The following is a 24,632-nucleotide window of genomic DNA, read 5'->3' as shown; positions in this document are numbered from 1 at the left end:
GCAACGGAGGCTATGAATGAACGATAAATTAGTCTTGGCGTACTCGGGCGGTTTAGATACTTCTGCCGCTATTAAATGGCTTAAAGAGAAATATGGAACGGACATTATCGCCGTAACCATTGATGTTGGTAATGAAAAAGACTTTACCCTGGTTAAACAAAAGGCACTCAATGCAGGAGCAATCAAGGCAGTGGTAATCGATGCGAAGCTTAGTTATGTAAACGACTTTATCTTCCCCGCTCTAAAAGCAAATGCCTTTTACGAAGGTGAATACCCGCTTGCTACTGCTCTTTCACGCCCGCTAATGGCCAAACTCATGGTGGAAATAGCCAGGCAAGAAGGTGCTACTGCAATTGCGCATGGCTGCACCGGCAAAGGAAATGACCAGGTACGTTTCGAAGTTAGCGTTTCTGCTCTGGCGCCTGAGATAAAAACAGTAGCTCCAGCTCGTGAATGGGGCATGACTCGGGAAGATACCATTGCCTATGCCAAGAAACACGGTATTCCGGTTCCGGTTACCGTTAAAAGCCCATATTCGGTTGATGCGGCTGTTTGGGGGCGCTCGGTTGAATGCGGTGTTCTGGAAAATCCGTGGAATGAACCACCAGAAGACGCCTACGATATGACGGTATCGATTGACCGCGCTCCGGATAAGGCGGAATACATCGAAATTACTTTTGAAGAAGGTACCCCGGTTGCACTCAATGACACCAGAATGGAAGGGCTTGAGTTGATACAAAAACTCAATGAGATTGCTGGAAAACATGGCATTGGCCGTATCGATATGGTCGAAAACCGGCTGGTTGGTATTAAATCCCGCGAGATCTACGAAGCACCTGCTGCAGTTACGCTGCTTAAAGCCCACCGCGCCTTAGAAGCCCTGGTGCTTTCCAAGCAGCAGGGCAACTTCAAACAAAAAGTTTCCCAGGAATATGCTGATCTTATATACAACGGTCTCTGGTTTTCTAATCACCGCGAAGACCTGGCAGCTTATGTTGAAAGCACACAGCGCTATGTAACCGGCACCGTACGTGTAAAACTTTTTAAGGGAAATGCTATAGTGGTCGGCCGAAAATCACCTTATTCTCTTTACAATCTGTCACTGGCCACCTACGATAAAGGTGATCTTTTTGATCAGAATGCAGCGCCTGGCTTTATCCACATCTGGGGTCTTCCGCTAAAAACCCAGGCACAATGCCAAAAAAAGGGTAACTGCTAATGAGCCATATACGCAGCCGTTTTTCCAAGCCGGCTGGTAAAAAAGTAATCGAATACACTACTTCATTGCCATTTGATTACCGCCTATATCCACAGGATATCCGTGGTTCAATTGCTCACGCCCGCATGCTGGCAAAACAGGGAATAATCACCCCGGATGAAGCCAGCCAGATTGAAGATGGACTCATTGCTATCAAGCAGGAACTGGAAGGCGGTACATTTGTTTTCAAGCCGGAACTCGAAGATATTCACATGGCGGTTGAATCTCGCTTGTTTGAAATCAAGGGAGATGTAGCCGGCAAACTGCATACCGGCCGCTCCCGCAATGACCAGATAGCACTTGATATGCGCCTCTTTGCCAAAGATTGCATAAATGCTTTGATACCGGCTATTACCAGCTTTCAAACCTCTCTTCTGGATAAAGCAGAAACTCATATGGATGTAATAATGCCGGGGTGTACTCATCTCCAGCATGCGCAACCGGTACTTTTTCCGCATCATTTGCTGGCCTACTTCGAAATGCTTGAGCGGGACAAACAGCGCGCCATTGATTGCTTGAAAAGAGTAGATGTTCTACCTCTTGGCAGCGGAGCTCTTGCCGGTACCGGCTTTAAGATTGACCGGCATTTTGTAGCCTCTGAGTTGGGATTTAGCCGTATCAGTGCCAATTCCATAGATGCTGTATCTGACAGAGACTATTTAATTGAATTGCATGCTGTATGTGCTCTCATCATGATGCACCTTTCGCGATTGGCTGAGGAAATAATCCTCTGGAGCACCAGCGAATACAGTTTTATAGAACTGGACGATGAGTATTCCACCGGTTCCAGCATTATGCCCCAAAAGAAAAATCCCGATGTCGCCGAGCTAGCCCGCGGTAAAACCGGCCGGGTATACGGAAATCTAGTTGCCATGCTCACTGTAATGAAATCCCTGCCATTAAGCTATAACAGAGATCTCCAGGAGGATAAGGAAGGCATTTTCGATACCTTTGATACTGTCTTGCTGAGCCTTGAGTTATTCAGTGGTATGGTAGCCACTCTCGAAGTGAAAGCAGAGAATATGAAAAATGCTGCTGCCACCGGTTATATCCTGGCAACCGATGTGGCTGATTACCTGGTAAATAAGGGGCTCAGTTTCCGCCAGGCGCATAATATTACCGGTAGGCTGGTTAATTATGCAGACAGCCTTAATAAACCGCTGGACCAGCTTGCACTAAATGAATATCAGAAGTTTTCGACAGCTTTCGATAAAGACGTATTATTGATAACGCTGGAGTCTTCTATTGAATCCAGGAACATACCGGGAGGCACGTCCAAACAACAAGTAACCCGGGCATTACAACAAGCCCGGGCTTCAATAGGATATGATAGCGATTAAACGTTTTTATCCGTTTGCAGCTACTCGGCGCTGGGTGCGACGACAGCGGGTACAAAGCTTCAAACGCAAAATCTTGCCATCTATTGCAATCTTTGAAGAATGGATATTTGCAGACCACTTGCGATTGGTGCGCCTTTTTGAGTGGGATACATTATGCCCAAATTGTACACTTTTACCACAGAATTCACATTTCATGTGCTCAGTTAACTCCTTTGACGGATATGATGAATTGTTGTAGAATGCCCGCAACGTGGCAACCCTAATACTTTATCACAAGGCTTTAAGTCTTAGCAAGGACTAATATTAATATGCAATTTACAAGAACCTTAAGCGGTAAGGACTTTCACGAAATGTTTTTGGTCGCAACCGAATGGCTGGAAAAAAGTGTTGCCGATGTAAACGCTTTAAATGTTTTCCCTGTTCCTGATGGAGATACCGGTACTAACATGCTCCTTACCATGCACTCGGCACTTGATGAAGTCAAAGATCCAAGTGCTGCAACAGTTGCCGAAGTGGCAAAAACAATGTCCCGCGGTGCGCTTATGGGAGCCCGCGGCAACAGTGGCGTTATCCTTTCCCAGATAATAGCCGGGTTATCTCGCAGCCTTGAAGAAGTAGAAACCTGTGATGGCCGCTGTATAGCCAAAGCATTTGAACAAGCTTCTATCACCGCCTACAAAGGCATTAGCAATCCGGTTGAAGGAACTATTCTGACCGTAATTAAAGATGTCGCAAAAGCTGCCAAAGCCAAGTCTCTTAATGGAACTAGCGACATTGTTTCCATTATGGAAGAAGCTGTTACTGCTGCCAGTGAATCTGTAGCCAATACACCCGCTCTGCTCAAGGTGCTAAGAGAAGCAGGGGTAGTGGATGCTGGCGGCCAGGGGTTATGTATCATACTGGATGGAGCACTCAGATACCTCAAAGGGGAAGCTGATGCCATGCAGTTCCGCAAACCTCAAATTATTCCATCTAAAGTACCACTGACACCCCACAGCATCACCACTCCAGAATCTATTTGCGATGATGAAGTACCTTTTGGCTATTGTACTAACTTGCTGCTAAAGGGACAGTCTCTGGATGTGGAAAAAATTACCACAAAATTAAAAAAACGCGGTGAGTCTCTTGTTGTCGTCGGGGACGATAAGACAATAAGAATTCATGTTCATACCCTAGATCCGGGCTGGGTGATTGGATATCTCACCACGTTAGGCACACTTGATAATGTTCATATACAAAATATGGACGAACAACATGAAGACTTTATTGAAATGCAAAAAGAAAAAGCTCCTGCTGGTGGCATCTCGATGGTCGCTGTTGTAGCTGGTGACGGGTTTGCCGAAGTGTTCTCCAGCCTGGGGGTGAGTTTTATTGTACCTGGCGGCCAAACTATGAACCCTTCCACCAAGGATATATTCCAGGCGGTAGAAAAATGCGCAGCCGAAAATATCATCATCCTGCCCAATAACAAAAACATAATATTAGCTGCTGAGCAAGTAAAAAAACTTACCGAAAAAAACATACACGTCGTTCCCAGTAAAACCATGCCCCAGGGTATTGCTGCCCTGTTGGCTTTTGACTATGATGCAGACTTTGATACCAATCATAAATTAATGAGTGAAGCCATAAACTCTGTTGCGACAATTGAAATAACCCAGGCAGTTCGCTCCACTCAGGTTAACGGTCTTGACATTCAGAAAAAACAGTATATATCTATACTTGACGGTCAGATTATATCAGCTGATGACAGTCTTCAAAACAGCCTCAACCAGGCCTTTGAACAGATTGACATCTCAGCAGCCGAAGTAGTAACCGTATATTATGGCGAAAGCGAAGATGGAGCCGGTGCCGAATCTGTGTCGGCTTCTATAACCGGAAAGTACCCTCATTTACAAGCAGAAATAATAAAGGGCGGTCAACGCCACTACAACTACATTCTGTCTCTAGAATAATTAGGTTGGGAGGATTTTCAATGGTCAAGATAGTCACAGACTCGACTTCGGATATTACCCGCGATCTTGCACTATCGCTCGGGATAACTGTTGTGCCGCTTACTGTTTTCTTTGGCAAACAGTCATTTCTCGACAGGGTAGAAATGTCTACCGATGAGTTTTATGAACGCCTGGTTGAAGATGTCTTTCCAACCACCACCCAGCCTTCACCGGGTGTTTTTGCCGAAGTCTATAACCAGCTGGCCGAAGAAACTAGCGAAATAGTTGTTATTGTGATATCAGGCAAATTAAGCGGCACTTATCAATCCGCAGTCAGTGCCACAAGCATGGTAAAGAAAAAGGGAGTAAAAATTGAAGTCATCGATTCCCGCAGTACCGCTATGGGACTCGGGTTATTGGCTATCAACGCTGCCCAGAAAGCCAAAACAGGCGCCAAGCTGGAAGAAGTTGCTTCTTCCGTCCGAACCAATATAAATCGTTGCCATCCGTATGTTTATTTTGAGACTCTAAAGTATCTAGCCAAAGGTGGGCGCGTTGGCAAGGCACAGGGGCTGGTAGGTTCCCTTCTTTCCATCAAGCCAATCGTAACCCTGGACGATGGAGAAGTATCCCCGGCTGCACGCGTACGTTCCAAGAAAGCTGGTCTTGACCATCTTTATAATTTCGCCGCCCAATACTCTGGCAATATAGAGGCCATAGCGGTTGAACATGCAACAACTCCCGATGATGCCAATACACTGGTGGAACGTCTTGCAGAAATCTTTCCCAAGGATAAAATTATCCGCTCCACCATGAGCCCGGTACTCGGCACTTATATGGGGCCAAACGTAGTCGGAGTGTTTATTCTCGAAGGGGAAAAGACCACCTAAAGGAGAATTAACATGTCAATTAAAGTGGTTACCGATTCTACTGCAGATTTGCCGGAAGAACTCATTCGTGAGTATGGAATAGAAGTTGTACCGGCGTATGTCCTTCTTAATGGAAAAACCTACCGGGATGGGATCGATATATCCCAAGATGAACTATATCGGCGTATGGTAGACATGCAAGAAACCGTTACCACTTCCCAACCACCTCCAGCCGATTTCGCAGAAGTTTATCGCTCTCTTCTGAAAGAAGTGGATCATATAATTTCGATCCAGGTAACCGGTCGATTAAGCGGTATTTATGCTTCTGCTTTATCTGCTAAAAACATGCTTGAAGAAGGTAGCCGTGTTCATGTTGTAGACTCCCAACTAACTTCTATGGGAATGGGCATGCTTACTGTTCTCGCGGCACAAATGGCCAGAGCCGGCAATACAATCGAAAAAATAGTCAATGAAATTAAAGCGGCTATAAATAACACTCACATATGGGCAACATTCGATACTCTTAAATACCTCCATCGTGGGGGAAGAATTGGAAAAGCAAAAGCTCTTGTGGGAAGCATGCTGAATATTAAACCGCTGCTAACCATGCGAGATGGAGAAATTTTCCCGATCGGGGTAGCCCGTACCCGTAATCGAGCAATCGATCGTTTGATAGAACTTGCGAACTCTATTACAAACATACAAGATATGGCAATAGTACATTCCACCTCCCCTGATGAAGCTCAATCAATGAAATACCGCCTCGGTAATATCAGCCTGCCTCGTCCTATTTCTATCTCGAAACTGGGCCCAGCGCTTGGTGTTCATGGCGGCCCGGGGACTTTGGTGGTTGCTGTACGTAAAAAAGCGGAAGAAATTTCACAACGCACGATCAGCGAGCTGGCAGAAAAAAGGCTTTTTACTTTACCATCTTTGCCTGAGATTAAATTACCTAAATTACGTTTTGTGTCGCAATAAAAGCTTCCGCACCAGGGAGAGGGATTCTTGACGGTGGACCTGGAAACTCTACAAAAAATATTCCGGCTCGAAGCCCAGAAAGGTTACCTCGATACAGCCGTAATCGGTGGTATCGACCGTTTTCTGGATAATTGGACGCAGCATAACCTGATTAAGCCTCCGACACCAACGGAAACATCGCTTTTAAAACGGATTGTTTCTCGCAAAGTCAGATATTCCTCCATGAGTCCGGAAGAAAGGAAAACATGGATAGGGCAGCTTGGAAAAATCATTACTCCTAAATCAACAGAAGCTGCCAGTACTCCCCGGCCAAAACGCACCAATACTCCTGCTAAGACTATTAAAGATAACCAGCCAATTTCGGCCAGCCTTGAATCACCAGTTACCATTTTAAAAGGCATCAGCACAGTTTACGCTGAAAAACTCGCACGACTTGGTGTAAAAACCATCCGGGATATGCTCTTTTTATTCCCCTTTCGCCATCTGGATTACAGTCGTCTGAAAACTATATCCCAGCTAACTGAAGGTCAAGAAGAGACAATTATTGCCAACATCTGGGAGGTTAGAAAAGTCAATATCGGCGGTCGTCCCAGCACTGAAGCAATTCTAGGTGATAGTACCGGCAATATCCGCGCTGTCTGGTTTAATAATCCATATCTTGTGCGTCAGCTAACTGGTTCAAGCCAAATTGTGCTCAGTGGTCGCGTGCGCTTTTTTAACGGACGGCCAGTATATGAATCTCCAGACTGGGAATTTCTGGATTCTACCGAAGAACTGATTCACGCAGGCAGATTGGTACCAGTGTATCCACTTACAAAAGGCCTCCATCAGCGAGCTCTTAGAAAAACCATTAAGAGCACAGTCGATCAGTTCTCCGGTTTTGTTAAAGAATATCTTCCAGCTAACATTATCAATCGCAATAATCTGCTGCCCGTATACCAGGCAATTAACCAGGCGCATTTTCCAGATTCTATTGAGCTTAAAGACCGGGCACGCATCAGACTCGCTTTTGATGAGCTGTTCTTGCTCCAGCTCGGTGTACTGAAAAAAAAGAAACAGTGGCAGGTAAACAAAACCAGCCCAATTAAAGCAAATCAGCGCTTATTGTCCACCTTTGTTAATGGTCTTCCTTATGAATTAACTGCGGCGCAAAAAAGGGTAATTAACGAGATACTTGGAGATTTGGCGCTGGATATACCGATGTCTCGCCTACTCCAGGGTGAAGTTGGCAGCGGTAAAACTATTGTTGCTTTAGTCGCCCTGCTTGCGACGGTAGCTACCGGCAGACAAGCGTCTTTAATGGCGCCTACCGAGATTCTTGCCCAACAACACTTTAAAGCAGTTACTAATCTGCTCGAATCAGTCTTTGGACCTGCGCTGAATAATGGAAACTCAAACATTTTTGAAATTGAACCTGGTATAAACGCTGCGGTAACATTGCTCACCAGTGATATTAAACCAGCCGCTAAACGAGAGATTAAAGAAAATATAGCCAATGGTAGCGTTAATATTATTATTGGCACCCACGCCATCATACAGGAAGAGGTGACCTTTAAAGATCTTGGCTTTTTGGTAATCGATGAGCAGCATCGGTTTGGAGTGTTACAACGGCAGGCTTTAAGAAAAAAGGGCGATAATCCCCATGTTCTGGTGATGACGGCAACTCCTATCCCCAGAACACTTGCCCTTACGCTGTATGGTGATTTGGATCTTTCTGTAATTGACGAACTGCCTCCGGGAAGACAGATAATCAAAACCCGGTGGCTAAAGCCCGAAGAGACCTATAAAGCATATAATTTCATACGCAAACAGGTTTCTGAAGGACGGCAGGTTTTTATTATATGCCCTCTAGTAGAAGAATCGGATTCCTTGCAAGCAAAAGCAGCCACCCAGGAATATGAGCGGCTAAGCCGAGAAATATTCCCAAATCTGCGCATCGGTTTGTTACATGGCCGCATGAAAGCAGCGGAAAAAGAAAAAGTCATGAAAGAATTTCATTCCGGAACACTCGAAGTTCTGGTTGCAACACCAGTAGTGGAGGTGGGCATCGACGTTCCAAACGCTACGGTTATTTTAATACAAAGCGCCAACCGTTTTGGGCTTTCCCAGCTTCATCAGTTTCGCGGTCGTGTAGGACGAGGCGCGTACCAGAGTTATTGTATGTTACTTGCCGAAAATACAACTGAAATTGGCGCTGAACGCTTGAAAGCCATCGAAGAACTTCATGATGGTTTCAAATTGGCAGAAAAGGACCTTGAATTGCGTGGTCCGGGAGAATTCTTCGGCACGCGCCAATCTGGTATCCCTGATCTTAAAATGGCGCGCCTCAGCGATGTTCCCTTACTCGAATTAGCACGACGAGAAGCAATCAGCCTTTTTTCTTCTGACCCGAGCCTGGAAAAATCGGGGCATGCGCTACTTTCTGAAGAACTCAAACGAGTATGGCAAAATAAGGGAACCAGTATTAGCTAACACCTTCTCTTAATCGATACACGGAGGAAATCGCAAAGGTTTTCTTGCTGTGTTATAATCTACTCTTCTGATTGATATGACTAATATACTCACACTTAAACAAAAATTGACTCTTGAAATCGAAAATGCCATCAAGAAGGCACAGGCTGAAGGAACTTTACCACAGGTACCAGTTCCTGCTGTTATCCTCGAACACCCTCAGCGCTGCGAGCACGGAGATATCGCAACCAGTCTTCCCCTCAAATGCACTCGCGCTATGGCCAAAAAACCCGCTGATATTGCCTATGAAATCACCCGTAATCTTTCTCATATGCCAGAAATCTCCAGAGTAGAAGTGGCTCTGCCCGGTTTTATAAATTTCACCATCTCTTCGGCATGGCTCTCTTCCCAAGTGGACATGATACTCTCCCAACCTGATAGTTGTACTCGGATTGACGTCGGAAAAGGCGAGAAAATTCAAGTTGAGTATGTGAGTGTGAACCCAACTGGCCCCTTGCATGTTGGTCACGGACGGGGTGCCGTACTTGGCTCTACTCTCGCCAATGTGCTTGGTGCGTGTGGTTACGCTGTCAGCCGTGAATATTATATTAATGACGCTGGAAGCCAGATCGATGCTTTCAAACGCTCACTATTCGCTCGTTACCAGCAAGAATTCGGCATTGAAGCCGAAGTGCCCCAAGAAGGTTATTTTGGCGCCTATATGGTAACCATCGCCCAGGAGTTAATCGCTGAAGTTGGCAGAAAATACCTCGATATGCCATCAAATGATGCAATTCATGAGCTGGGTGAGATGGGCCTGAATAAAATGATTGCCGAAATAAAAACCGAACTCTCGATTTTAAAAGTTGATTTTGACGAATGGTTTTCTGAGCGCTCTTTATACAATGAAGGCTATTTCCAGAAAGCCATGAGCATATTGCAGGAAGGTGGCTATCTTGCCAACAAGGAGTTTGCCACCTGGTTTGTTTCCACCAGCCTCGGAGATAGCAAAGACAATGTTGTAATAAGAAGCGATGGCTCCCCCACTTATTTCGCTGCTGATATTGCCTATCATTACAACAAGTTTATCATACGCGGTTTTGACCGTGTCATTGATATATGGGGAGCAGACCACCAGGGACACGTATCACGGATGAAAAGCGTATTAAGCGCTATGAATATTGACCCTGAACGATTAGACGTAATTATTTCCCAGATGGTTACCCTCAAGCGAGGCGGCGAGTTAGTGCGAATATCCAAACGCAGTGGCGAACTAATCACACTCAAGGAAGTGGTAGAGGAAGTTGGCGCTGATGCTTGCCGTTATTTCTTTCTTTCCCGTTCAGCCGATTCTCAGATGGATTTTGATTTGGAATTGGCGTTGCGCGAGTCCGCCGAAAACCCTGTTTACTATATCCAATATGCTCATGCTCGTATCGCCAGCATTCTCCGCCTGGCACATGATGAAGCTATATCTCATGTCGACGGAGATACTACCCTGTTGAATGATCCTTCTGAGCTTGCCTTGATACGAAAACTCGTGGAACTCCCTGAAGTGATCGGCTTGGTAGCTAAAACACTGGAACCCCATCACCTGGCTTACTATGCACTGGATTTGGCTACTCTTTTCCACAGCTTTTACAAGCAATGTCGAGTTGTACAAAAAGATCAACCGGAGCTGTCACGTGCGCGGCTCAAATTGGTAATAGCCGCCAAATCAGTATTTGCCTCTACACTGCGCTTGATGGGAATGTCCGTCCCTGATGCAATGTAGTTATTTGCAGCTATTTTACCTGTAATTATATAATGTAATTTTAAAGTAAGTCTTTATTGTGAACGAACCCCTTGTAATGCAATTCCATGTTGCCCAACTTCTTAAAGAAGGCGTGGGTGCAGTACGCGATTATCATGTAGATGATAACGCAGTTATCCTGGATGAATCGCAACCGAGCCGTATCACAGGAACGGTTAAGTTGCTACGAACTTCCAACGGAATTCTCGTCCGGGCTCATCTTTCCACTGAAGTTAACCTTGAATGCGCGCGGTGCCTGGGGATTTTCCAAAGAAAACTCGAATTTGATTTTGAAGAAGAATATTTCCCGTTACTTGATATTTACCGAGACGAGTACAATGATGCACCTGAAGACAAAGATAGCTTTACTATAGATGAGAACCATTATTTAGACATTACTGATGCAGCTCGTCAGTATGCTATACTGGCTAAGCCGATGAAACCTTTATGTCGGGAAGATTGCCCTGGTATTATATTTTAAGATTGGAGAGATAAATGGGAGCCTTACCAAAAAGAAAAACTTCTAAAGCACGGAAAAACGAGCGCCGCAGTCACATTAAAACGGCAGAAATGCCAACCCTGGTGGAATGCCCAGAGTGCCACACCATGAGACTACCGCACAACGCCTGCCCGGTATGCGGCACATACAAAGGCCGAGAGGTAATCGAAATCAAACAGCCGAAGTCCAAAACTGAGTAGCAGTAAACAGGCATGGTTGGCTCGCGCCGCAAGGCAAGAAGTTTGACATTGCAAGCGCTTTATGAGATCGATCTGGCTGGGCACACGGGAGATCTGGTCGCTAATAGCGTTCTTGACGGCGCGGGCTTATCTAAAGACAACGAAGATTTTGTCAGGGAAATTGTTGCTGGTATCACCAATAACCGAGAACAACTGGATGGCTATATAACTCGTTTTGCACCAGCCTGGCCACTTACCCAGTTACCCGTGGTAGACCGTAATATATTGCGGCTGTCGATTTACGAACTGCTATATTTAAAAAACACGCCGATAAAGGTTACCATCAATGAAGCGGTTGAACTGGCAAAATCTTTCGGCGGGGATAGTTCTCCCAAGTTTATAAATGGTGTTTTAAGCTCTGTTTATGAGGCAATCTCAAAAAAGGGAAATTCTCTGCCTCAGGAGTGATTCCAACTCCCCTCTCCATTTAGATCCCAGTTTTATTATATCCAACTGGATACGATATGGGCTGACGCGTACTCCTTCTTTCCCGTGTATCAGACTATCTTTAGTATTAATACGAAGGCCATCATAAGGTGATATCACCAGATTGTTTCCTTCAATATTAATGTGACCAATCCCACAGCCCATCGCTAAAATTTTTAATCTTACCCCGTAAATAAGATTAGCTGATTCTTCGGGTAATGCTCCAAACCGATCCACCAACTCGGAAGTGTAATCTTCAAGGTCTTTCAAATTATCAATCCCTGAGATACGCCGATAAAAATTTAACCTCTCGCCGTTATCAGGTACATAATAATCTGGAATCAACATTACCAAAGGAAGATTAATCTTCGGGCTAGGAAGCTTTTTTTCTTTTTTGTTTGCAATCCCAGCCCGACGTGCCTTTTCTTCCTCTACAGCTTGTTTGAGAAGTTCTGTATACATATTAAAACCAACCGCCGCAATGTGCCCGCTCTGGTGCGTACCTAATAAAGTGCCCGCACCTCGTATTTCCAGATCTTTCATAGCAATATCGAACCCGGATCCGAGTTGAGCCAGTTCGTAAATTGTGCGCAACCGCCGGCGCCCATCTTCGGTGAGTTTTTCTTCATCATCATAAACAAAATATGCATATCCGGCAGCAGTGCCTCGACCTACACGCCCACGCAATTGATGTAGCTGAATAAGTCCAAATTTATCCGCCCGATTCACAATAAGCGTGTTGGCATTGGGCACATCAAGCCCGGATTCGATTATGGTGGTACATATCAAAACATCAGTTTTCCCTGATGTAAAATCTAGCATGACCTGTGCAAGTTCATCTTCATCCATCTGTCCATGCGCCAGGGAAAAGCGCGCTTCGGGAACAATCTCTTTTAGTTTTCTATTGATTTCTCCAATGCTCTGTACTCTGTTATGAACGAAAAACACCTGGCCGTTTCTTTCAACCTCTCTCATGATTGCTTCTCGGATCAACTGAGGGTTATACCTGACGACCATAGTATGAACAGGCAGACGTTCTTCTGGAGGTGTTTCGATCGTACTTATATCCCGTACGCCGGTCATTGACATATAAAGCGTTCTCGGAATGGGGGTTGCACTCATTGCCAACACATCAACTTCAGTTCGTTTTTTCTTAAGATATTCCTTGTGTTGTACACCAAAGCGCTGCTCTTCGTCTATTATTATCAATCCAAGGTTTTTAAACTTTACGTCTTTTTGAAGCAACCGATGCGTTCCAATAATAATATCGATACCGCCCTCTTTAAGCCGGGAGATTATGTTCGTTTGCTCACCAGATGTTTTGAACCGGCTTAAAGATTCTATGGTAACCGGATAAGCAGCCAAGCGCTGTGAAAACGTTATGTAATGCTGCTGAGCAAGAAGAGTGGTCGGTACCAACACCGCCACTTGCCTATTATCTTGCACGGCTTTAAAAGCAGCGCGAATAGCTACTTCAGTTTTTCCATAACCGACATCCCCAAGCAGCAGTCGATCCATAGGCCTTGTCCGGGACATATCGGTTTTTATCTGTTCAAGCGCAGTTAGCTGATCAGGGGTTTCAACATAAGGGAAGGAGTCTTCCAGTTCCCTCTGCCAGACACTATCCTCTGAATAACTGAATCCTTTTATTATTTCACGCTGGGAATAAAGTGAAAGCAATTCCGCGGCTATTTCCTTTGCAGCTTCAGTGGCTTTTTCCCGGCTGTTTTGCCAATGCCCGGTGCCCAATCGGTTGAGAGGAGGAGGCGTATCTCCCGATCCAATATATCTGCTTACCCGGTCTATCTGGTCAACAGGTACATATAAATGATCTTGCCCATCATACTCCAGTACGAGGAATTCTCGCATAATCCCTTCGCTTTGCATGTTGGTAATACCACCAAAACGAGCAATGCCGTGATCTACATGCACTACAAAATCTCCCGGTTTTATGCGATCGATGCTGATTGTATGTTTGCCCGGTTTTTTAATGACCTGGCGGTTTTGACGTGTAAAGCCGAGTATTTCAGAATCGCTGTAGAGAAATATTTCTCCATTCAAGTTCCATCCACCGTCTACAATGCCTTTAACCAACAATATCTGGCCTGGTAATAAATGCCCTGAGTTGTCATCTGCAAGCGAAGAGATGATTTCTCCTTCGTTCAGAATATCTCTGATACGGTCTGCTTGATGGGATACCACCAGGACTCTTTTTCCCTCTTTTGCCAATTTAACAATTTCCGTCTTGAACCGATCATAACTGCCACCGTATTTTTCCACCGGATTAAAACCTGATCTGATTATCCCTCCAATCGCTTCCGGCTCCCAGCTATATATGAATAAAGAAGGCATTATGTTAACCTGTGATTCAATTTCCTGCCAGTTAAAATAGGAAGATGGCATGCCGCCGGGTAATAATCCATTCTCAACATAGGTTTGCCTGGTTTTATAATCTTCAGCGCCAATGTTGGATATTGTCCATTGTATGGAATCAATATCGTCAAATATGAGAATAGTGTTTGCTGGCAGGTAATTAAGAATTGACTCAGAATATAACAGGGGTCCGTAATATGATATATGGGGAAAGTACTCTCCACTTACTAGCTTGTTAATATCGGCAAATGTATCTGCGCGATGCTCTTCATCTAAATTTGTGAGTTGTAGTGCATCTAACCGATTCTTTATTTCCTTATCGTAAGTAAACAGAGCGGCGCTAGTTTCACTACCCGGCCCAATACTAACATCATCAATGGTTCTGGTAGAACGTTGTGAAAGAGGATCGAATTCCCTGATTTCATCTACTTCATCACCAAAGAAATCAATGCGTACGGGTTTGTCTTTTCCAACCGGAAATACATCAATAATTCCTCCCCTGCGGCTTATTGTCCCTGGAACGTTTACCATACTTTCGATATTGTAACCAATTTTTTGCAGGTGTTGGATGATTATGATCGGATCAATCTGCTGCCCTGTTTTTATGTTTATCCAGCAATCTACAAATTTGCCATGTTCTACAGTCTTGGCGGCTAACGTTTTTGCAGTCAAGATTATTACCGGCTGTGCATCATTGGACCTAATGGAAATAATCTTCCCAAGCGCCTCAATCCGTTCCTGTGCGTTTAGTCTGTTTTCTGGCAAACGCTGGTATAACAGGGATTCATTTTCCGGCAAAACTATGCAGGCTTCTCTGCCAAGCCAAAAGTCAATCTCTTCCTTTAAACGTATTGCCCTCTGTGGATTAGGAGCTACTACAGCTAAAGGATTATTATTCTTGACAGATAAAGCAGCGATCACACAAGGGCGCGCTGCTTCCATAATAACCGCCTGAATTTGTTCCCGTTTTTTTAGCGTTTCAGCTATCTGTTCTAAACCGAGATTGTTGTAAAAATCTACAATCATAATAATTACTGCAATATATTTCCCCAAACACCATTGGGCCAGTTGTTAACCTGGCCTCGGTGATCAATAATATTAACACGTAGAAATCTACCTCAACAAACAATCCCCAGCGATAATATCGCTGGGGACCCGTATGCTTTGTATTACTGGTAATTACATGATTGTAATGATATCTCTTTATACCATAAACAATATTGCATTTTTGTTTTTATAAATACCAGGGTTTCAGCTTAAACAAAGCTTGGCCATAAGCAGTTCAGGTTGCTATAATAAACCCGTATCTGTTTTTAATTTTTCTTATGTCAAAATTGAATCATACAAAACAACGTATTGTAGTTAAAGTTGGGACCAGTCTGCTCACCAGCTCTTCTCCCCGATTGGATGTTGCGGCAATATCCCATTTGGTGAACCAGATCGCATCTCTTCACAAACAAGGCCACGTCATTACTCTTGTAAGTTCTGGGGCTTGCGCTGCCGGAAAAGAAAAAACCGGTAAAGTCAGCGGATTTGCTGGTGTTGCCGAACGCCAAATATACGCTTCGGTCGGCCAGAGCCGATTAATGAATATTTACGATAAATTATTTAGCGAACACAGCATCACAATCGCACAAGCATTGCTTACCAAGCACGACCTTGCAGACAGGTCCGGCTATCTTAATGCCAGAAATACTCTTTTGGCTTTGCAGGATTTGGGGATAATTTGCATCGTTAACGAAAACGATGTTGTAGCCATTGACGAAGTCCGAGAAGAGAAATTTGGCGAAAATGACAAACTGGCAGCCATGGTTGCCAACCTTATTGACGCAGATTTGCTACTCATATTATCTGACGTTAACGGACTATACAGCAAGGATCCACAAAAATATCCCGACACCGCCGAACTGATTCCAATTGTTGAAAAGGTTGACGATAATATTCGTACGCTGGCATCCGCAAGCCATAATAAAGCAGCTACCGGCGGTATGATCACCAAGCTGGAAGCCGCCAGAGTAGCAAGTGAATCTGGGATTACAGTAACTATTGCCAGCGGCAGAGAGCCCAATGTTATAACACGCATTGCCAGTGGGGAAAGCATTGGTACCAAATTTCTTCCCGCTACACTCCATAAGGAAAGCCGGCAGCGATGGCTTCTTTCAGGTTTGTGCATTCGAGGAAGCCTTGTTATTGATGATGGCGCAAAGCAAGCGCTTATACAGCAAAAACGTAGCCTGTTACCAGCCGGCATCATTAAGGTAAGAGGCAGATTTGAACGCGGGGACGCAGTTGATCTATATGATTCCGAAGATAAGCGCTTTGGATGTGGGCTGACTAATTATGGCAGCGAAGAGATAAAACTCATCAGGGGTTTGCATTCTACCAAGATTAAAGACACATTAGGTTACGATTACGGCACTGAAGCCATTCATCGTAACAACCTTGCAATTTTGTAAAAAGGAGATACAATGCCAACCGGACACCTTTACAACGCTAACGACGGGAATCTGATTGTGGATGTTAATTATCGCCTCATCGTGGATCGAAAAGATCACTGGTGGGGAGAACTTACTCTCAATGATTTCAAACGGATTAAAGACGGGGATAGTTACTTGATATTATTGGAAGATGGGCGCAAAGGACGCTGCTTCCTGAGAAAGAAAGTCAACCGAGCAGTGCAAGGTTTAAGCCCGCTTTACTGTTATCAATTTAACGGTAACGGAGACCTAAGGGAATAAAAGACTAGCACGAGGTTTTTGCTCTTGGCAATACATTCTCCACTACCACTTCAACGGAAGAAGCAAGTTGGTAGACCGCTGCATTGGAACATAATCTATTGCTTGCGAGCCTGTAAATCTTTATTTGAACCTTGGCAAGGTGTTAATATATAAGAAATCGAATGCCAGCATGCAAGCACAGTTAGCAGTTTTCATGGCTTCGATAATTGGAGGTATATTATGTCCAACTATATGGAAGAAGCCAGCACTCGAGCAGAACGCGCCCGCGCCGCTTCCAGAAGCTTGGCATATGCTTCAACCGAAACAAAAAACTTAGCCCTTCGTTATATTGCCAATAGTCTGATAACTGAGACTGACACCATCCTTAAAGCCAACCAGGATGATTATATTGAAGCTCAGCAATCTGGCATGAATCCTGCCATGTTGGATCGGCTTATGCTTGATTCGTTACGCATTAATGCAATGGCAGAAGATGTATTAAAAGTTATGTCTCTCCCCGATCCAGTGGGAGAAATGATAGAAATGCGAACTCTGCCAAATGGCATGCTGATAGGTAAAAAACGGGTACCGCTGGGCGTGATCGCCAGTATATATGAAAGCCGCCCTAACGTTACCATTGATATTTCCAGCCTTTGCATTAAAAGCGGAAACGCTCTCGTTTTACGTGGCGGCAAAGAAGCCTTTAACACCAACAAAGTACTAGCTAACCTCGTTGCTAACGCATGCACTAAAGCCGGCCTCCCTGAAGGCACGGTAGAATTTATTAATAATACAGATCGCGAACTGGTTACCTATCTGCTCAAAATGAACCATTTAATCGATATGGTAATTCCGCGTGGTGGTGCTGGTTTGATCAATCTGGTACGTGAAAATTCAACCATACCGGTTGTTGCCGGCGGGGTCGGAGTCTGTCACACATATGTTGATGCAGCAGCGAAAATCGATGATGCCGTTAACATTGTCTTTAACGCCAAAACTCAACGGCCAACCGTCTGTAACGCTCTCGATACCGTCATCGTCCACCAGGATATTGCGCTTGATTACCTCCCCAGGCTTGCCGCTGCATTAACGAAAGCCGAAGTTGAAATGCGCTGTGATGGACGGGCCTTAGGCATCATCAAAGATGCCGGTTATAAATGCCAGCAAGCCTCGAACGAAGACTGGGGCAAGGAATTTTTATCACTCGTGATCGCAATAAAAATAGTTGATAACCTGGATGAGGCATTAAGGCACATTGCGTACTACGGCTCCGGACACTCTGAAGCTATAGTAAGCGAAGACTACTCTGCCGTTATGCGCTTCTTAGATGAAGTAGATGCTGCTTGCGTTTATGCCAATGCCAGTACCCGCTTTACCGACGGCAGCCAATTCGGCCTGGGAGCAGAACTGGGTATTTCAACCCAAAAAATGCATGCAAGAGGTCCGCTCGGACTAAAGGAAATTACTTCTTACAAGTGGATTATCTTCGGTCACGGGCATATCCGGCCTTAAGCCAGGCTGATACCCAGATCCCTGATTACCTGCTGCTGAAGCTGAAGAAGCTCTTTGATGCCTTTTTGTGCCAGGTCCAGCATTTCATCCATCTGCCCACGGTTAAAAGGCTTAGTTTCCGCTGTGCCCTGTATTTCCACAAATTCTCCGGTTGAAGTCATCACAACATTGAAGTCCACTTCTGCACTGGAATCCTCGTCGTAATTCAAGTCTAATAGCAATCTCCCCTTGGAAATTCCAACACTGGTTGCAGCAACTGCCTCTTTTAAGAACATGTTGTTAACCAATCCCATGCGGGACATATTATAAATCGCTTGATAAAGTGCAATGTATGCACCAGTGATAGAGGCCGTTCTTGTGCCCCCGTCGGCTTGTATGACATCACAGTCTATTGTGATCGTACGCTCGCCAAGTTGCGCCAGTTCGGTTACTGCTCTCAGCGATCTTCCGATGAGCCGTTGTATTTCCTGGTTCCGACCGGATACTTTACCAAAAAATCCGTCCCTGGGCGTGCGTACCACCGTTGATCTTGGAAGCATTGAGTATTCAGCAGTAATCCAGCCGCTACCGGTCCCTCTTAAAAATTGAGGAACCTTCTCTTCAACCGTTGCAGTGCAAGCCACCATGGTATTTCCGATTTCAATTAAAACAGAGCCTTCAGCAAAGTGCTGAAAGTCCGGGGTAATTTTTACAGGACGTAATTCGTTCCATTGTCTTCCATCGATGCGTTTCATGAGATACCTTTCTGTTTATATATGTTAAGAGTATAACATTTACAACCATTAGATTAGAAGCTGGCGGACTGAAGGCAAAGATAAGGAATATTTGTATCACCCTGAGCACATACAAACACAGTTGTTTGAACATCTCCGTCCTGTCACCCTTGAATGGAGTGAAGGGCCTAACACGAATTGTGCTCGTCTATACGCAAACACTCCTATGTTGCCACGGGCACTATTTCATGGAAGATCCTTCGTCGGGCATACGCCCTCCTCGAGGATGGCGCAAATAATGAGACGTGCTCATCGAGGATGACACGAACTGCAGACATTACGAAAAAGTTGACTGAAGTCCGGAACCTTCCAGATATTCCAGTAGCCAAGCGAGTGCAGCATCGGCGAATGACGCCTTATTTTCTTCCCGTGAACCGGTAAATACATATTTCCGGCTTGCGGAGTTTTGTTTATCTGCAATGGCAACATACACCAAGCCAACCGGCTTTTCGATGCTGCCACTTCCCGGACCAGCAATGCCAGTATCTGCTAAACAAATATCGGCCTTCAGAGCGCGACGACCACCCTCTGCCATTTGCGTCGCAACCTGATAGCTTACTGCTCCAAAACTCACCAGCGTTTCCACTTTTACACCTGCCATTTTTAACTTAATTTCGTTCGAATAAGCGATAATCGAACCTTTATAGTATGCAGATGATCCACTAACATTGGTAATACGATGGCTTATCAGTCCCCCGGTAGCAGACTCTACCACTGCTAAAGTAAGGCCTTTTTCAGTTAGTAATCGGGCAATTTTACTTTCTGGCTCATTCATATCAGTCCCTCGTTAATTATAGACTAACCAGTATTGTTTGTGTTAATATCGCCAAGGCTGGACACAGAAACAAAGTTTCTTTTGTTGGAGGCTGAAATGGCAATATTATGTCTACTATTTAACTTGCTGGGTTTGGCAACTTCAGTTACCGGTATTTTAACAGTCTTGGATATTTTTCCGGCTTTTATAGCTGTGGATCCTGTCTACTCCCCGGCGCTGGAAACAGCTATATTCTGGTGGGCAATTTCGGTAATTTTAATTCTATCCGGAATTGCTTTTGGCGTTTATCAATCTAGCGAAAATAGGTTTGGTCGTGATGACAGAGAGCTGCCGTCTCAACCTTAAGATAGTTCCCAATGCCAGGGCAAACGAAATCATCGGCATTCAGGGCGGTATCATTGGTGTAAAAATCAAGGCACCGCCAGTAGAAGGTAAAGCAAATATAGAACTAATTAGTTATCTTAGCCGCCTGCTGGATATCCCTAAATCAAATATAAACATTGTTCGCGGTCATACTGCCAGAAACAAGACAGTTGAAATTATTGGCAGTAATCCGGAAGAGATCTCTTCCAGGATGGGCATTGGTTAAATATAAAGCCCCGGTCAAGAAACCGAGGCTTTATATTTTTATTTTCCTGCAAGAGCAAGTGCAAGGTTAATTAACGTTCGGGCTGGTACCCCTGTACCTCCCTTTGACCAGTATTTACGATCCTTGCCTATCATGGCCGTCCCGGCAACATCCATATGAACCCAGGGGGTTTTATCAACAAATTCGCTTAAAAATAAAGCTGCAGTGATAGCTCCGCCATCTCTCCCGCCAACATTTTTAATATCTGCAACATCACTTTTGTATTGTTCCTTGTATTCATCATACATCGGCATCTGCCACATGTATTCCCCCGCTTCTTCTCCAGCTGCTTTCACCATATCAACCAGTTCTTGATTGTTTGTAAACACACCGGTAGCAACTTCACCCAGTGCAACAACACAAGCGCCAGTCAATGTAGCAACATCCACAATGCGCTTTGCTCCAATTTTTCCAGCATATGTGAGCACATCCGCCAAAGTCATCCGGCCTTCAGCGTCGGTGGAAATTACTTCTATAGTTTTGCCGGACATGGCTTTGACTACATCACCGGGGCGCTGCGCCGTACCACTGGGAAGGTTTTCCACCGCAGCCACCAGAGCAACTACATTCAACGCTAGCTTTAGCTCTGCAATCGCCTTCATGGCGGCGATTACCGCAGCTCCGCCAGACATATCCATTTTCATGGCTTCCATCTTTTCGCTGGGTTTGATTGAAATCCCTCCTGAGTCAAAAGTGACCGCTTTTCCAACCAGTGCCAGGTCAATTTCCTTTTTCCCCGATCCACGGTATTTCATTATGATAAATTTGGGTGGGTTGCTAGAACCCTGGGCAACAGCCAGAGCCGCCCTCATGCCCAATTCTTCCATTTTTTCCTTATCAAGAATTTCTAACACCAGCTTATTCTCTTCAGCCACCTCCCTGGCTATTTTAGCCATATCCTCTGGCTTCATGTAATTTGCTGGTTCATTTGCCATATTCCGTGCCAAATTGGCTGCTTCGGCTATAATGCTCCCGGTTCTTATCCCTGTTTTTACTTTTGTTTCGTCTTCATTTTGTATTACGATTTTAACTTCATCTATTCCGTTACCATTATTGGAAGAAGTAAAATACTTCTTAAAGGTCCATGCGCCCAGCGCTGCTCCTTCAGCAAGCAATTGTGCAATTAATTCAACATCAAGCGCGATCAGTTCTGTATCAGGAACTAAAAAGGAAATTTCTTTTACGCCTTTTTTTGTTAAAGCTTTACAGGCACTGCCAGCTGCTTGCCGCAACACATCAGGTTTAAGTGCATCTTTTTTACCCAATCCGCACACAACCACTCTTTGGGGAGTGATCATCGCCCCACTGTGAATTATGGTAACTTCTCCAACTTTACCCTTGATTTCTCCAACATCAATCAATCTTTTAATGGTTCCACTCAGCTTTTGATCAATTTGAGTGATCGAAGCAGGAAGGCCTGTTTGTGCCTGACAATAAAACACAACCAGTGCATTGGTTTTTATATTTGTTGCGCGTTCTGCAATAACGTTATACAGCATACTGACTCCTTGAAATATTATTTAGTTACCATTTTAACATCGCGGACAGTGAAGTCCAATATGTATCTGAACTTTTGCATATGTACCTGAACTTCTGTAATATGAATGAACTCCAGGTCATTTGATAATATGAATGTTTACATACATTGTTTATCATCGTCAACGTATTCGCTGGCAATCTTCATAGCGCAAAAATCTCCACACATTGTGCAAGCTTTTCCACTGGTTTTAGTCCTTTTTCTGACTCTCTCGAAGAGAATTGGGTCAAGTGCATATTCTTGTTGGGTGTCCCAGTCAAGCTGCTTGCGCGCTCGTGACATTGCCAGGTCTTTTTCTTTGGCTCCGCTAATGCCTTTAACTATATCGGCAGCATGTCCAGCAATACGAGAGGCTATCACGCCATTTTTCACATCTTCTACTTCAGGCAGTGCAAGGTGTTCAGAGGGTGTTACATAGCAAAGAAAATCAGCACCGGCAGATGCTGCAATAGCACCTCCAATAGCTCCGGTTATGTGATCGTAGCCAGCAGCAATATCGGTCACCAGTGGACCTAATACATAAAAAGGTGCTTGATAACACAACTGCTTTTCAAGTTTTACATTGGCTTCAATATGATCAAGCGGCAGGTGCCCTGGCCCTTCAACCATAACCTGTACTCCAGCCTCTCGGGCACGTTTCACCAGTTCTCCCAAAACCATAAGTTCGGCGATTTGAGCGGCGTCAGTTGCATCAGCTATGCACCCGGGGCGCATTCCGTCACCAAGGGAGAGAGTTACATCATGCCGATGGGCAATCTCAAGCAGGCGGTCATATTGCTCATACAACGGATTCTCCTGCTGATTATGCTTTATCCAGCCAGCGAGAAATGAACCTCCCCGGCTTACAATACCGGCAACTCGAGGATTGTCATCCAGGACGTTCAATACATGCCGGGTAACTCCACAATGCACTGTTATAAAGTCAACGCCATCTTTAGCATGCTCCTCGATTGCATCAAAAAGATCATCTGCTGCCATTTTCACAATAGCTCCCCGTGTTTTTATGGCTTTAATAGCTGCCTGGTAGACTGGAACGGTTCCCAACGGGATAGGACAGCTACCAATAATCCTCTGCCTGATCGCTGATATATCACCCCCGGTACTCAAGTCCATTACAGCATCTGCCCCGGCTTCAATAGCCACGGCAAGTTTTTCAAGCTCTACATTAATACCGGTAATATCCGAAGATGTGCCTATATTGGCGTTTACTTTGGTGGAAAGACCAGCGCCTATCCCCCTGGGAACAAGGTTTTTATGACCGGGATTGGCGGGGATTACTACGATACCTTCAGCGACTTTTTGCCGTATGACATCCGCTGAAAGTTTTTCTTGTACAGCGACTTTTTTTACCTCTTCTGTAATAATGTTTGCCCTTGCCTTTTCTAACTGTGTCATAGCACTCCTTTAAATAACAAAACCAGGGCATGAGAATAAACCCAGTTCCCTGGCTCGATACCGACTTCCCTACGCTTGTATTATCAAGATCAGGTACGAGGGTTGCCCGATTGGGCTCTCAGCCTTATTGCTCCCCTAGCGGTTAGTTTAAATATATCACATAGTACCTGTAAACTAAAAGAAAACAATAACCATTTGCTATAATTAGCTGGAGACAATAATTGGAAAAATTGTATTTAGCTTCAAAATATTTTGGTATTACTCTGAATACAAGTCAGCTTGAACAGTATAAATTGTATCGAGATGAGCTAATATCCTGGAACAGTTTATTCAATCTCACAGCAATTGTTTCTTCAGAGGCTATTGAACTTTATCATTTTGCGGATTCTCTTTCTGTTATACCAGCTCTTGATCCGGCAATACTGGAGGGCACCCCGGAGGTGGTTGATATCGGTACCGGTGCCGGTTTTCCCGGAATTCCCCTCAAAATTGCGCTTCCCAATATCAATTTGACACTGGTGGATTCCACCCAGAAAAAGCTGCGTTTTGTTGAACACGTATCACAAAAACTTGGATTCAAAAACGTAACTACGGTTGCCGGTAGAGCTGAAGATCTATCCCATGATCCCCGTTACCGTCACCGTTACCATCTTGCGCTATCCCGTGCAGTAGCAAAACTGCCAACCCTGGCAGAATTATGTCTTCCGTTTTGCAAAGTTAACGGTTTATTTATAGCATATAAGAAGGGTGATATTTCAGAAGAGGTTGAATCGTCACGCAGGGCTTTAAATATTCTCGGTGCCAATTTGAAAGATATCGTACCTGTAACATTCCCGGAGCTTGCTGATTCCCGATTATTGGTAGTAATTGAAAAAGTAGCGCTGACTCCCTCAAAATACCCACGAAGGCCTGGTATGCCGCTTAAAAACCCGCTTTGATACTTACTTAAAGTTTATTAGCGTAATCCGACCTTGATTGTATATGTTCGCAATTATAGAATATTAGTATAGAGAGAGGTAAAACTATTATATGAATACCGGTACATGGAAAGATAAAACAGGCTTTGCCCAGAGCCTTAAGGGCGGAGTCATCATGGATGTGGTCAATCCCGAACAGGCCAAGATTGCGGAAGCAGCAGG

Annotated in this window: 23 protein-coding genes and 1 riboswitch; of the genes, 17 read left to right on the top strand and 6 right to left on the bottom strand. The window is 44.7% G+C overall.

What is annotated here, in order from left to right; all coding sequences use genetic code 11:
* Window positions 1–16 precede the first annotated feature (16 nt).
* Window positions 17–1,219: an argininosuccinate synthase gene (locus PHX29_00115; protein MDD5604322.1), complete on the top strand. Its 1,203-nt coding sequence runs from the start codon at window positions 17–19 to the stop codon at window positions 1,217–1,219.
* Window positions 1,219–2,598: an argininosuccinate lyase gene (gene argH / locus PHX29_00110; protein ID MDD5604321.1), complete on the top strand. Its 1,380-nt coding sequence runs from the start codon at window positions 1,219–1,221 to the stop codon at window positions 2,596–2,598. Before PHX29_00115 ends, argH begins: the two co-directional genes overlap by 1 nt.
* Before the next feature lie 6 nt (window positions 2,599–2,604).
* Here the strand turns inward: argH and rpmB are convergent, their stop codons facing one another.
* Window positions 2,605–2,793, bottom strand: a complete 189-nt coding sequence (rpmB, locus tag PHX29_00105; GenBank protein ID MDD5604320.1) for a 50S ribosomal protein L28 — start codon at window positions 2,791–2,793, stop codon at window positions 2,605–2,607.
* Window positions 2,794–2,906: 113 nt separating this feature from the next.
* On the opposite strand from rpmB, the gene PHX29_00100 reads away from it, so the two are divergent.
* The 8 genes from PHX29_00100 to nusB all read left to right on the top strand — a co-directional run bounded on the left by PHX29_00100 (window position 2,907) and on the right by nusB (window position 11,765).
* Entirely contained in the window at window positions 2,907–4,550 is a 1,644-nt protein-coding gene (locus PHX29_00100) for a DAK2 domain-containing protein (protein ID MDD5604319.1), read from the top strand.
* 20 nt (window positions 4,551–4,570) lie between these two features.
* On the top strand, window positions 4,571–5,419 hold the full coding sequence (locus PHX29_00095) for a DegV family protein (protein MDD5604318.1): 849 nt from the start codon (window positions 4,571–4,573) through the stop codon (window positions 5,417–5,419).
* A gap of 12 nt (window positions 5,420–5,431) precedes the next feature.
* A complete protein-coding gene (locus PHX29_00090) occupies window positions 5,432–6,376 on the top strand; it encodes a DegV family protein (GenBank protein MDD5604317.1) in 945 nt (314 codons plus the stop codon).
* A 33-nt stretch (window positions 6,377–6,409) separates the two neighbouring features.
* Window positions 6,410–8,848, top strand: coding sequence for an ATP-dependent DNA helicase RecG (gene recG / locus PHX29_00085; GenBank protein ID MDD5604316.1), 2,439 nt, complete (start codon window positions 6,410–6,412; stop codon window positions 8,846–8,848).
* A gap of 76 nt (window positions 8,849–8,924) precedes the next feature.
* On the top strand, window positions 8,925–10,601 hold the full coding sequence (gene argS / locus PHX29_00080) for an arginine--tRNA ligase (GenBank protein MDD5604315.1): 1,677 nt from the start codon (window positions 8,925–8,927) through the stop codon (window positions 10,599–10,601).
* 58 nt (window positions 10,602–10,659) lie between these two features.
* Window positions 10,660–11,100, top strand: a complete 441-nt coding sequence (locus PHX29_00075) for a DUF177 domain-containing protein (protein MDD5604314.1) — start codon at window positions 10,660–10,662, stop codon at window positions 11,098–11,100.
* A 14-nt stretch (window positions 11,101–11,114) separates the two neighbouring features.
* Window positions 11,115–11,318 carry a 50S ribosomal protein L32 gene (rpmF, locus tag PHX29_00070; protein ID MDD5604313.1) on the top strand — a complete coding sequence of 68 codons (204 nt, stop codon included), beginning with the start codon at window positions 11,115–11,117 and terminating at the stop codon, window positions 11,316–11,318.
* A gap of 12 nt (window positions 11,319–11,330) precedes the next feature.
* Window positions 11,331–11,765 (top strand): transcription antitermination factor NusB, encoded by a 435-nt coding sequence (gene nusB / locus PHX29_00065; GenBank protein ID MDD5604312.1) that lies wholly within the window; start codon window positions 11,331–11,333, stop codon window positions 11,763–11,765.
* Here nusB and mfd read toward each other — a convergent pair.
* A complete protein-coding gene (mfd, locus tag PHX29_00060; GenBank protein ID MDD5604311.1) occupies window positions 11,733–15,182 on the bottom strand; it encodes a transcription-repair coupling factor in 3,450 nt (1,149 codons plus the stop codon). The genes nusB and mfd overlap by 33 nt on opposite strands.
* Before the next feature lie 299 nt (window positions 15,183–15,481).
* On the opposite strand from mfd, the gene proB reads away from it, so the two are divergent.
* The 3 genes from proB (at window position 15,482) to PHX29_00045 (ending at window position 18,385) form a co-directional block, all read left to right on the top strand.
* Entirely contained in the window at window positions 15,482–16,612 is a 1,131-nt protein-coding gene (proB, locus tag PHX29_00055; protein ID MDD5604310.1) for a glutamate 5-kinase, read from the top strand.
* Between the two features lie 12 nt (window positions 16,613–16,624).
* Window positions 16,625–16,894 (top strand): hypothetical protein, encoded by a 270-nt coding sequence (locus tag PHX29_00050; protein MDD5604309.1) that lies wholly within the window; start codon window positions 16,625–16,627, stop codon window positions 16,892–16,894.
* Window positions 16,895–17,113: 219 nt separating this feature from the next.
* Window positions 17,114–18,385: a glutamate-5-semialdehyde dehydrogenase gene (locus PHX29_00045; protein MDD5604308.1), complete on the top strand. Its 1,272-nt coding sequence runs from the start codon at window positions 17,114–17,116 to the stop codon at window positions 18,383–18,385.
* On the opposite strand, the gene rph is transcribed toward PHX29_00045, so the two are convergent.
* Window positions 18,382–19,119 carry a ribonuclease PH gene (rph, locus tag PHX29_00040; GenBank protein MDD5604307.1) on the bottom strand — a complete coding sequence of 246 codons (738 nt, stop codon included), beginning with the start codon at window positions 19,117–19,119 and terminating at the stop codon, window positions 18,382–18,384. The two genes, PHX29_00045 and rph, sit on opposite strands and share 4 nt — an antisense overlap.
* 316 nt (window positions 19,120–19,435) lie before the next feature.
* Window positions 19,436–19,933, bottom strand: a complete 498-nt coding sequence (locus PHX29_00035) for a CinA family protein (protein ID MDD5604306.1) — start codon at window positions 19,931–19,933, stop codon at window positions 19,436–19,438.
* A gap of 96 nt (window positions 19,934–20,029) precedes the next feature.
* Here PHX29_00035 and PHX29_00030 point away from each other — a divergent pair, with 96 nt between their 5' ends.
* Complete coding sequence (locus PHX29_00030; protein ID MDD5604305.1) at window positions 20,030–20,278, top strand: hypothetical protein; 249 nt, start codon at window positions 20,030–20,032, stop codon at window positions 20,276–20,278.
* Window positions 20,250–20,522, top strand: coding sequence for a DUF167 domain-containing protein (locus PHX29_00025; protein ID MDD5604304.1), 273 nt, complete (start codon window positions 20,250–20,252; stop codon window positions 20,520–20,522). Before PHX29_00030 ends, PHX29_00025 begins: the two co-directional genes overlap by 29 nt.
* Window positions 20,523–20,560: 38 nt before the next feature.
* On the opposite strand, the gene PHX29_00020 is transcribed toward PHX29_00025, so the two are convergent.
* Window positions 20,561–22,060, bottom strand: a complete 1,500-nt coding sequence (locus PHX29_00020) for a leucyl aminopeptidase (GenBank protein MDD5604303.1) — start codon at window positions 22,058–22,060, stop codon at window positions 20,561–20,563.
* 137 nt (window positions 22,061–22,197) lie between these two features.
* Window positions 22,198–23,493, bottom strand: coding sequence for a phosphomethylpyrimidine synthase ThiC (gene thiC / locus PHX29_00015; protein MDD5604302.1), 1,296 nt, complete (start codon window positions 23,491–23,493; stop codon window positions 22,198–22,200).
* A 49-nt stretch (window positions 23,494–23,542) separates the two neighbouring features.
* A riboswitch (TPP riboswitch) is annotated at window positions 23,543–23,640 on the bottom strand.
* Between the two features lie 74 nt (window positions 23,641–23,714).
* Between thiC and rsmG the strand changes: the two genes are divergently transcribed.
* Window positions 23,715–24,431: a 16S rRNA (guanine(527)-N(7))-methyltransferase RsmG gene (gene rsmG / locus PHX29_00010; protein MDD5604301.1), complete on the top strand. Its 717-nt coding sequence runs from the start codon at window positions 23,715–23,717 to the stop codon at window positions 24,429–24,431.
* Between the two features lie 91 nt (window positions 24,432–24,522).
* On the top strand, window positions 24,523–24,632 hold a 110-nt coding region (locus PHX29_00005; GenBank protein MDD5604300.1), incomplete at its 3' end, for a pyridoxal 5'-phosphate synthase lyase subunit PdxS.

The sequence above is a fragment of the Dehalococcoidales bacterium genome, assembly GCA_028717385.1.
Classification (GTDB): Bacteria; Chloroflexota; Dehalococcoidia; order Dehalococcoidales; family CSSed11-197; genus CSSed11-197.
This window is presented reverse-complemented; position numbering and strand designations above follow the sequence as displayed.

What these genes read in the sequence shown, in the direction of transcription:
- PHX29_00050 (MDD5604309.1), top strand. Translation starts at nt 16,625, where the DNA reads ATGCCAACCGGACACCTTTACAACGCTAACGACGGGAATCTGATTGTG.
- thiC (MDD5604302.1), bottom strand. Translation starts at nt 23,493, where the DNA reads ATGACACAGTTAGAAAAGGCAAGGGCAAACATTATTACAGAAGAGGTA.
- PHX29_00020 (MDD5604303.1), bottom strand. Translation starts at nt 22,060, where the DNA reads ATGCTGTATAACGTTATTGCAGAACGCGCAACAAATATAAAAACCAAT.
- PHX29_00030 (MDD5604305.1), top strand. Translation starts at nt 20,030, where the DNA reads ATGGCAATATTATGTCTACTATTTAACTTGCTGGGTTTGGCAACTTCA.
- PHX29_00025 (MDD5604304.1), top strand. Translation starts at nt 20,250, where the DNA reads ATGACAGAGAGCTGCCGTCTCAACCTTAAGATAGTTCCCAATGCCAGG.
- PHX29_00090 (MDD5604317.1), top strand. Translation starts at nt 5,432, where the DNA reads ATGTCAATTAAAGTGGTTACCGATTCTACTGCAGATTTGCCGGAAGAA.
- proB (MDD5604310.1), top strand. Translation starts at nt 15,482, where the DNA reads ATGTCAAAATTGAATCATACAAAACAACGTATTGTAGTTAAAGTTGGG.
- rpmB (MDD5604320.1), bottom strand. Translation starts at nt 2,793, where the DNA reads ATGAAATGTGAATTCTGTGGTAAAAGTGTACAATTTGGGCATAATGTA.
- rph (MDD5604307.1), bottom strand. Translation starts at nt 19,119, where the DNA reads ATGAAACGCATCGATGGAAGACAATGGAACGAATTACGTCCTGTAAAA.
- PHX29_00035 (MDD5604306.1), bottom strand. Translation starts at nt 19,933, where the DNA reads ATGAATGAGCCAGAAAGTAAAATTGCCCGATTACTAACTGAAAAAGGC.
- nusB (MDD5604312.1), top strand. Translation starts at nt 11,331, where the DNA reads ATGGTTGGCTCGCGCCGCAAGGCAAGAAGTTTGACATTGCAAGCGCTT.
- mfd (MDD5604311.1), bottom strand. Translation starts at nt 15,182, where the DNA reads ATGATTGTAGATTTTTACAACAATCTCGGTTTAGAACAGATAGCTGAA.
- rpmF (MDD5604313.1), top strand. Translation starts at nt 11,115, where the DNA reads ATGGGAGCCTTACCAAAAAGAAAAACTTCTAAAGCACGGAAAAACGAG.
- PHX29_00045 (MDD5604308.1), top strand. Translation starts at nt 17,114, where the DNA reads ATGTCCAACTATATGGAAGAAGCCAGCACTCGAGCAGAACGCGCCCGC.
- PHX29_00100 (MDD5604319.1), top strand. Translation starts at nt 2,907, where the DNA reads ATGCAATTTACAAGAACCTTAAGCGGTAAGGACTTTCACGAAATGTTT.
- argH (MDD5604321.1), top strand. Translation starts at nt 1,219, where the DNA reads ATGAGCCATATACGCAGCCGTTTTTCCAAGCCGGCTGGTAAAAAAGTA.
- PHX29_00115 (MDD5604322.1), top strand. Translation starts at nt 17, where the DNA reads ATGAACGATAAATTAGTCTTGGCGTACTCGGGCGGTTTAGATACTTCT.
- argS (MDD5604315.1), top strand. Translation starts at nt 8,925, where the DNA reads ATGACTAATATACTCACACTTAAACAAAAATTGACTCTTGAAATCGAA.
- PHX29_00095 (MDD5604318.1), top strand. Translation starts at nt 4,571, where the DNA reads ATGGTCAAGATAGTCACAGACTCGACTTCGGATATTACCCGCGATCTT.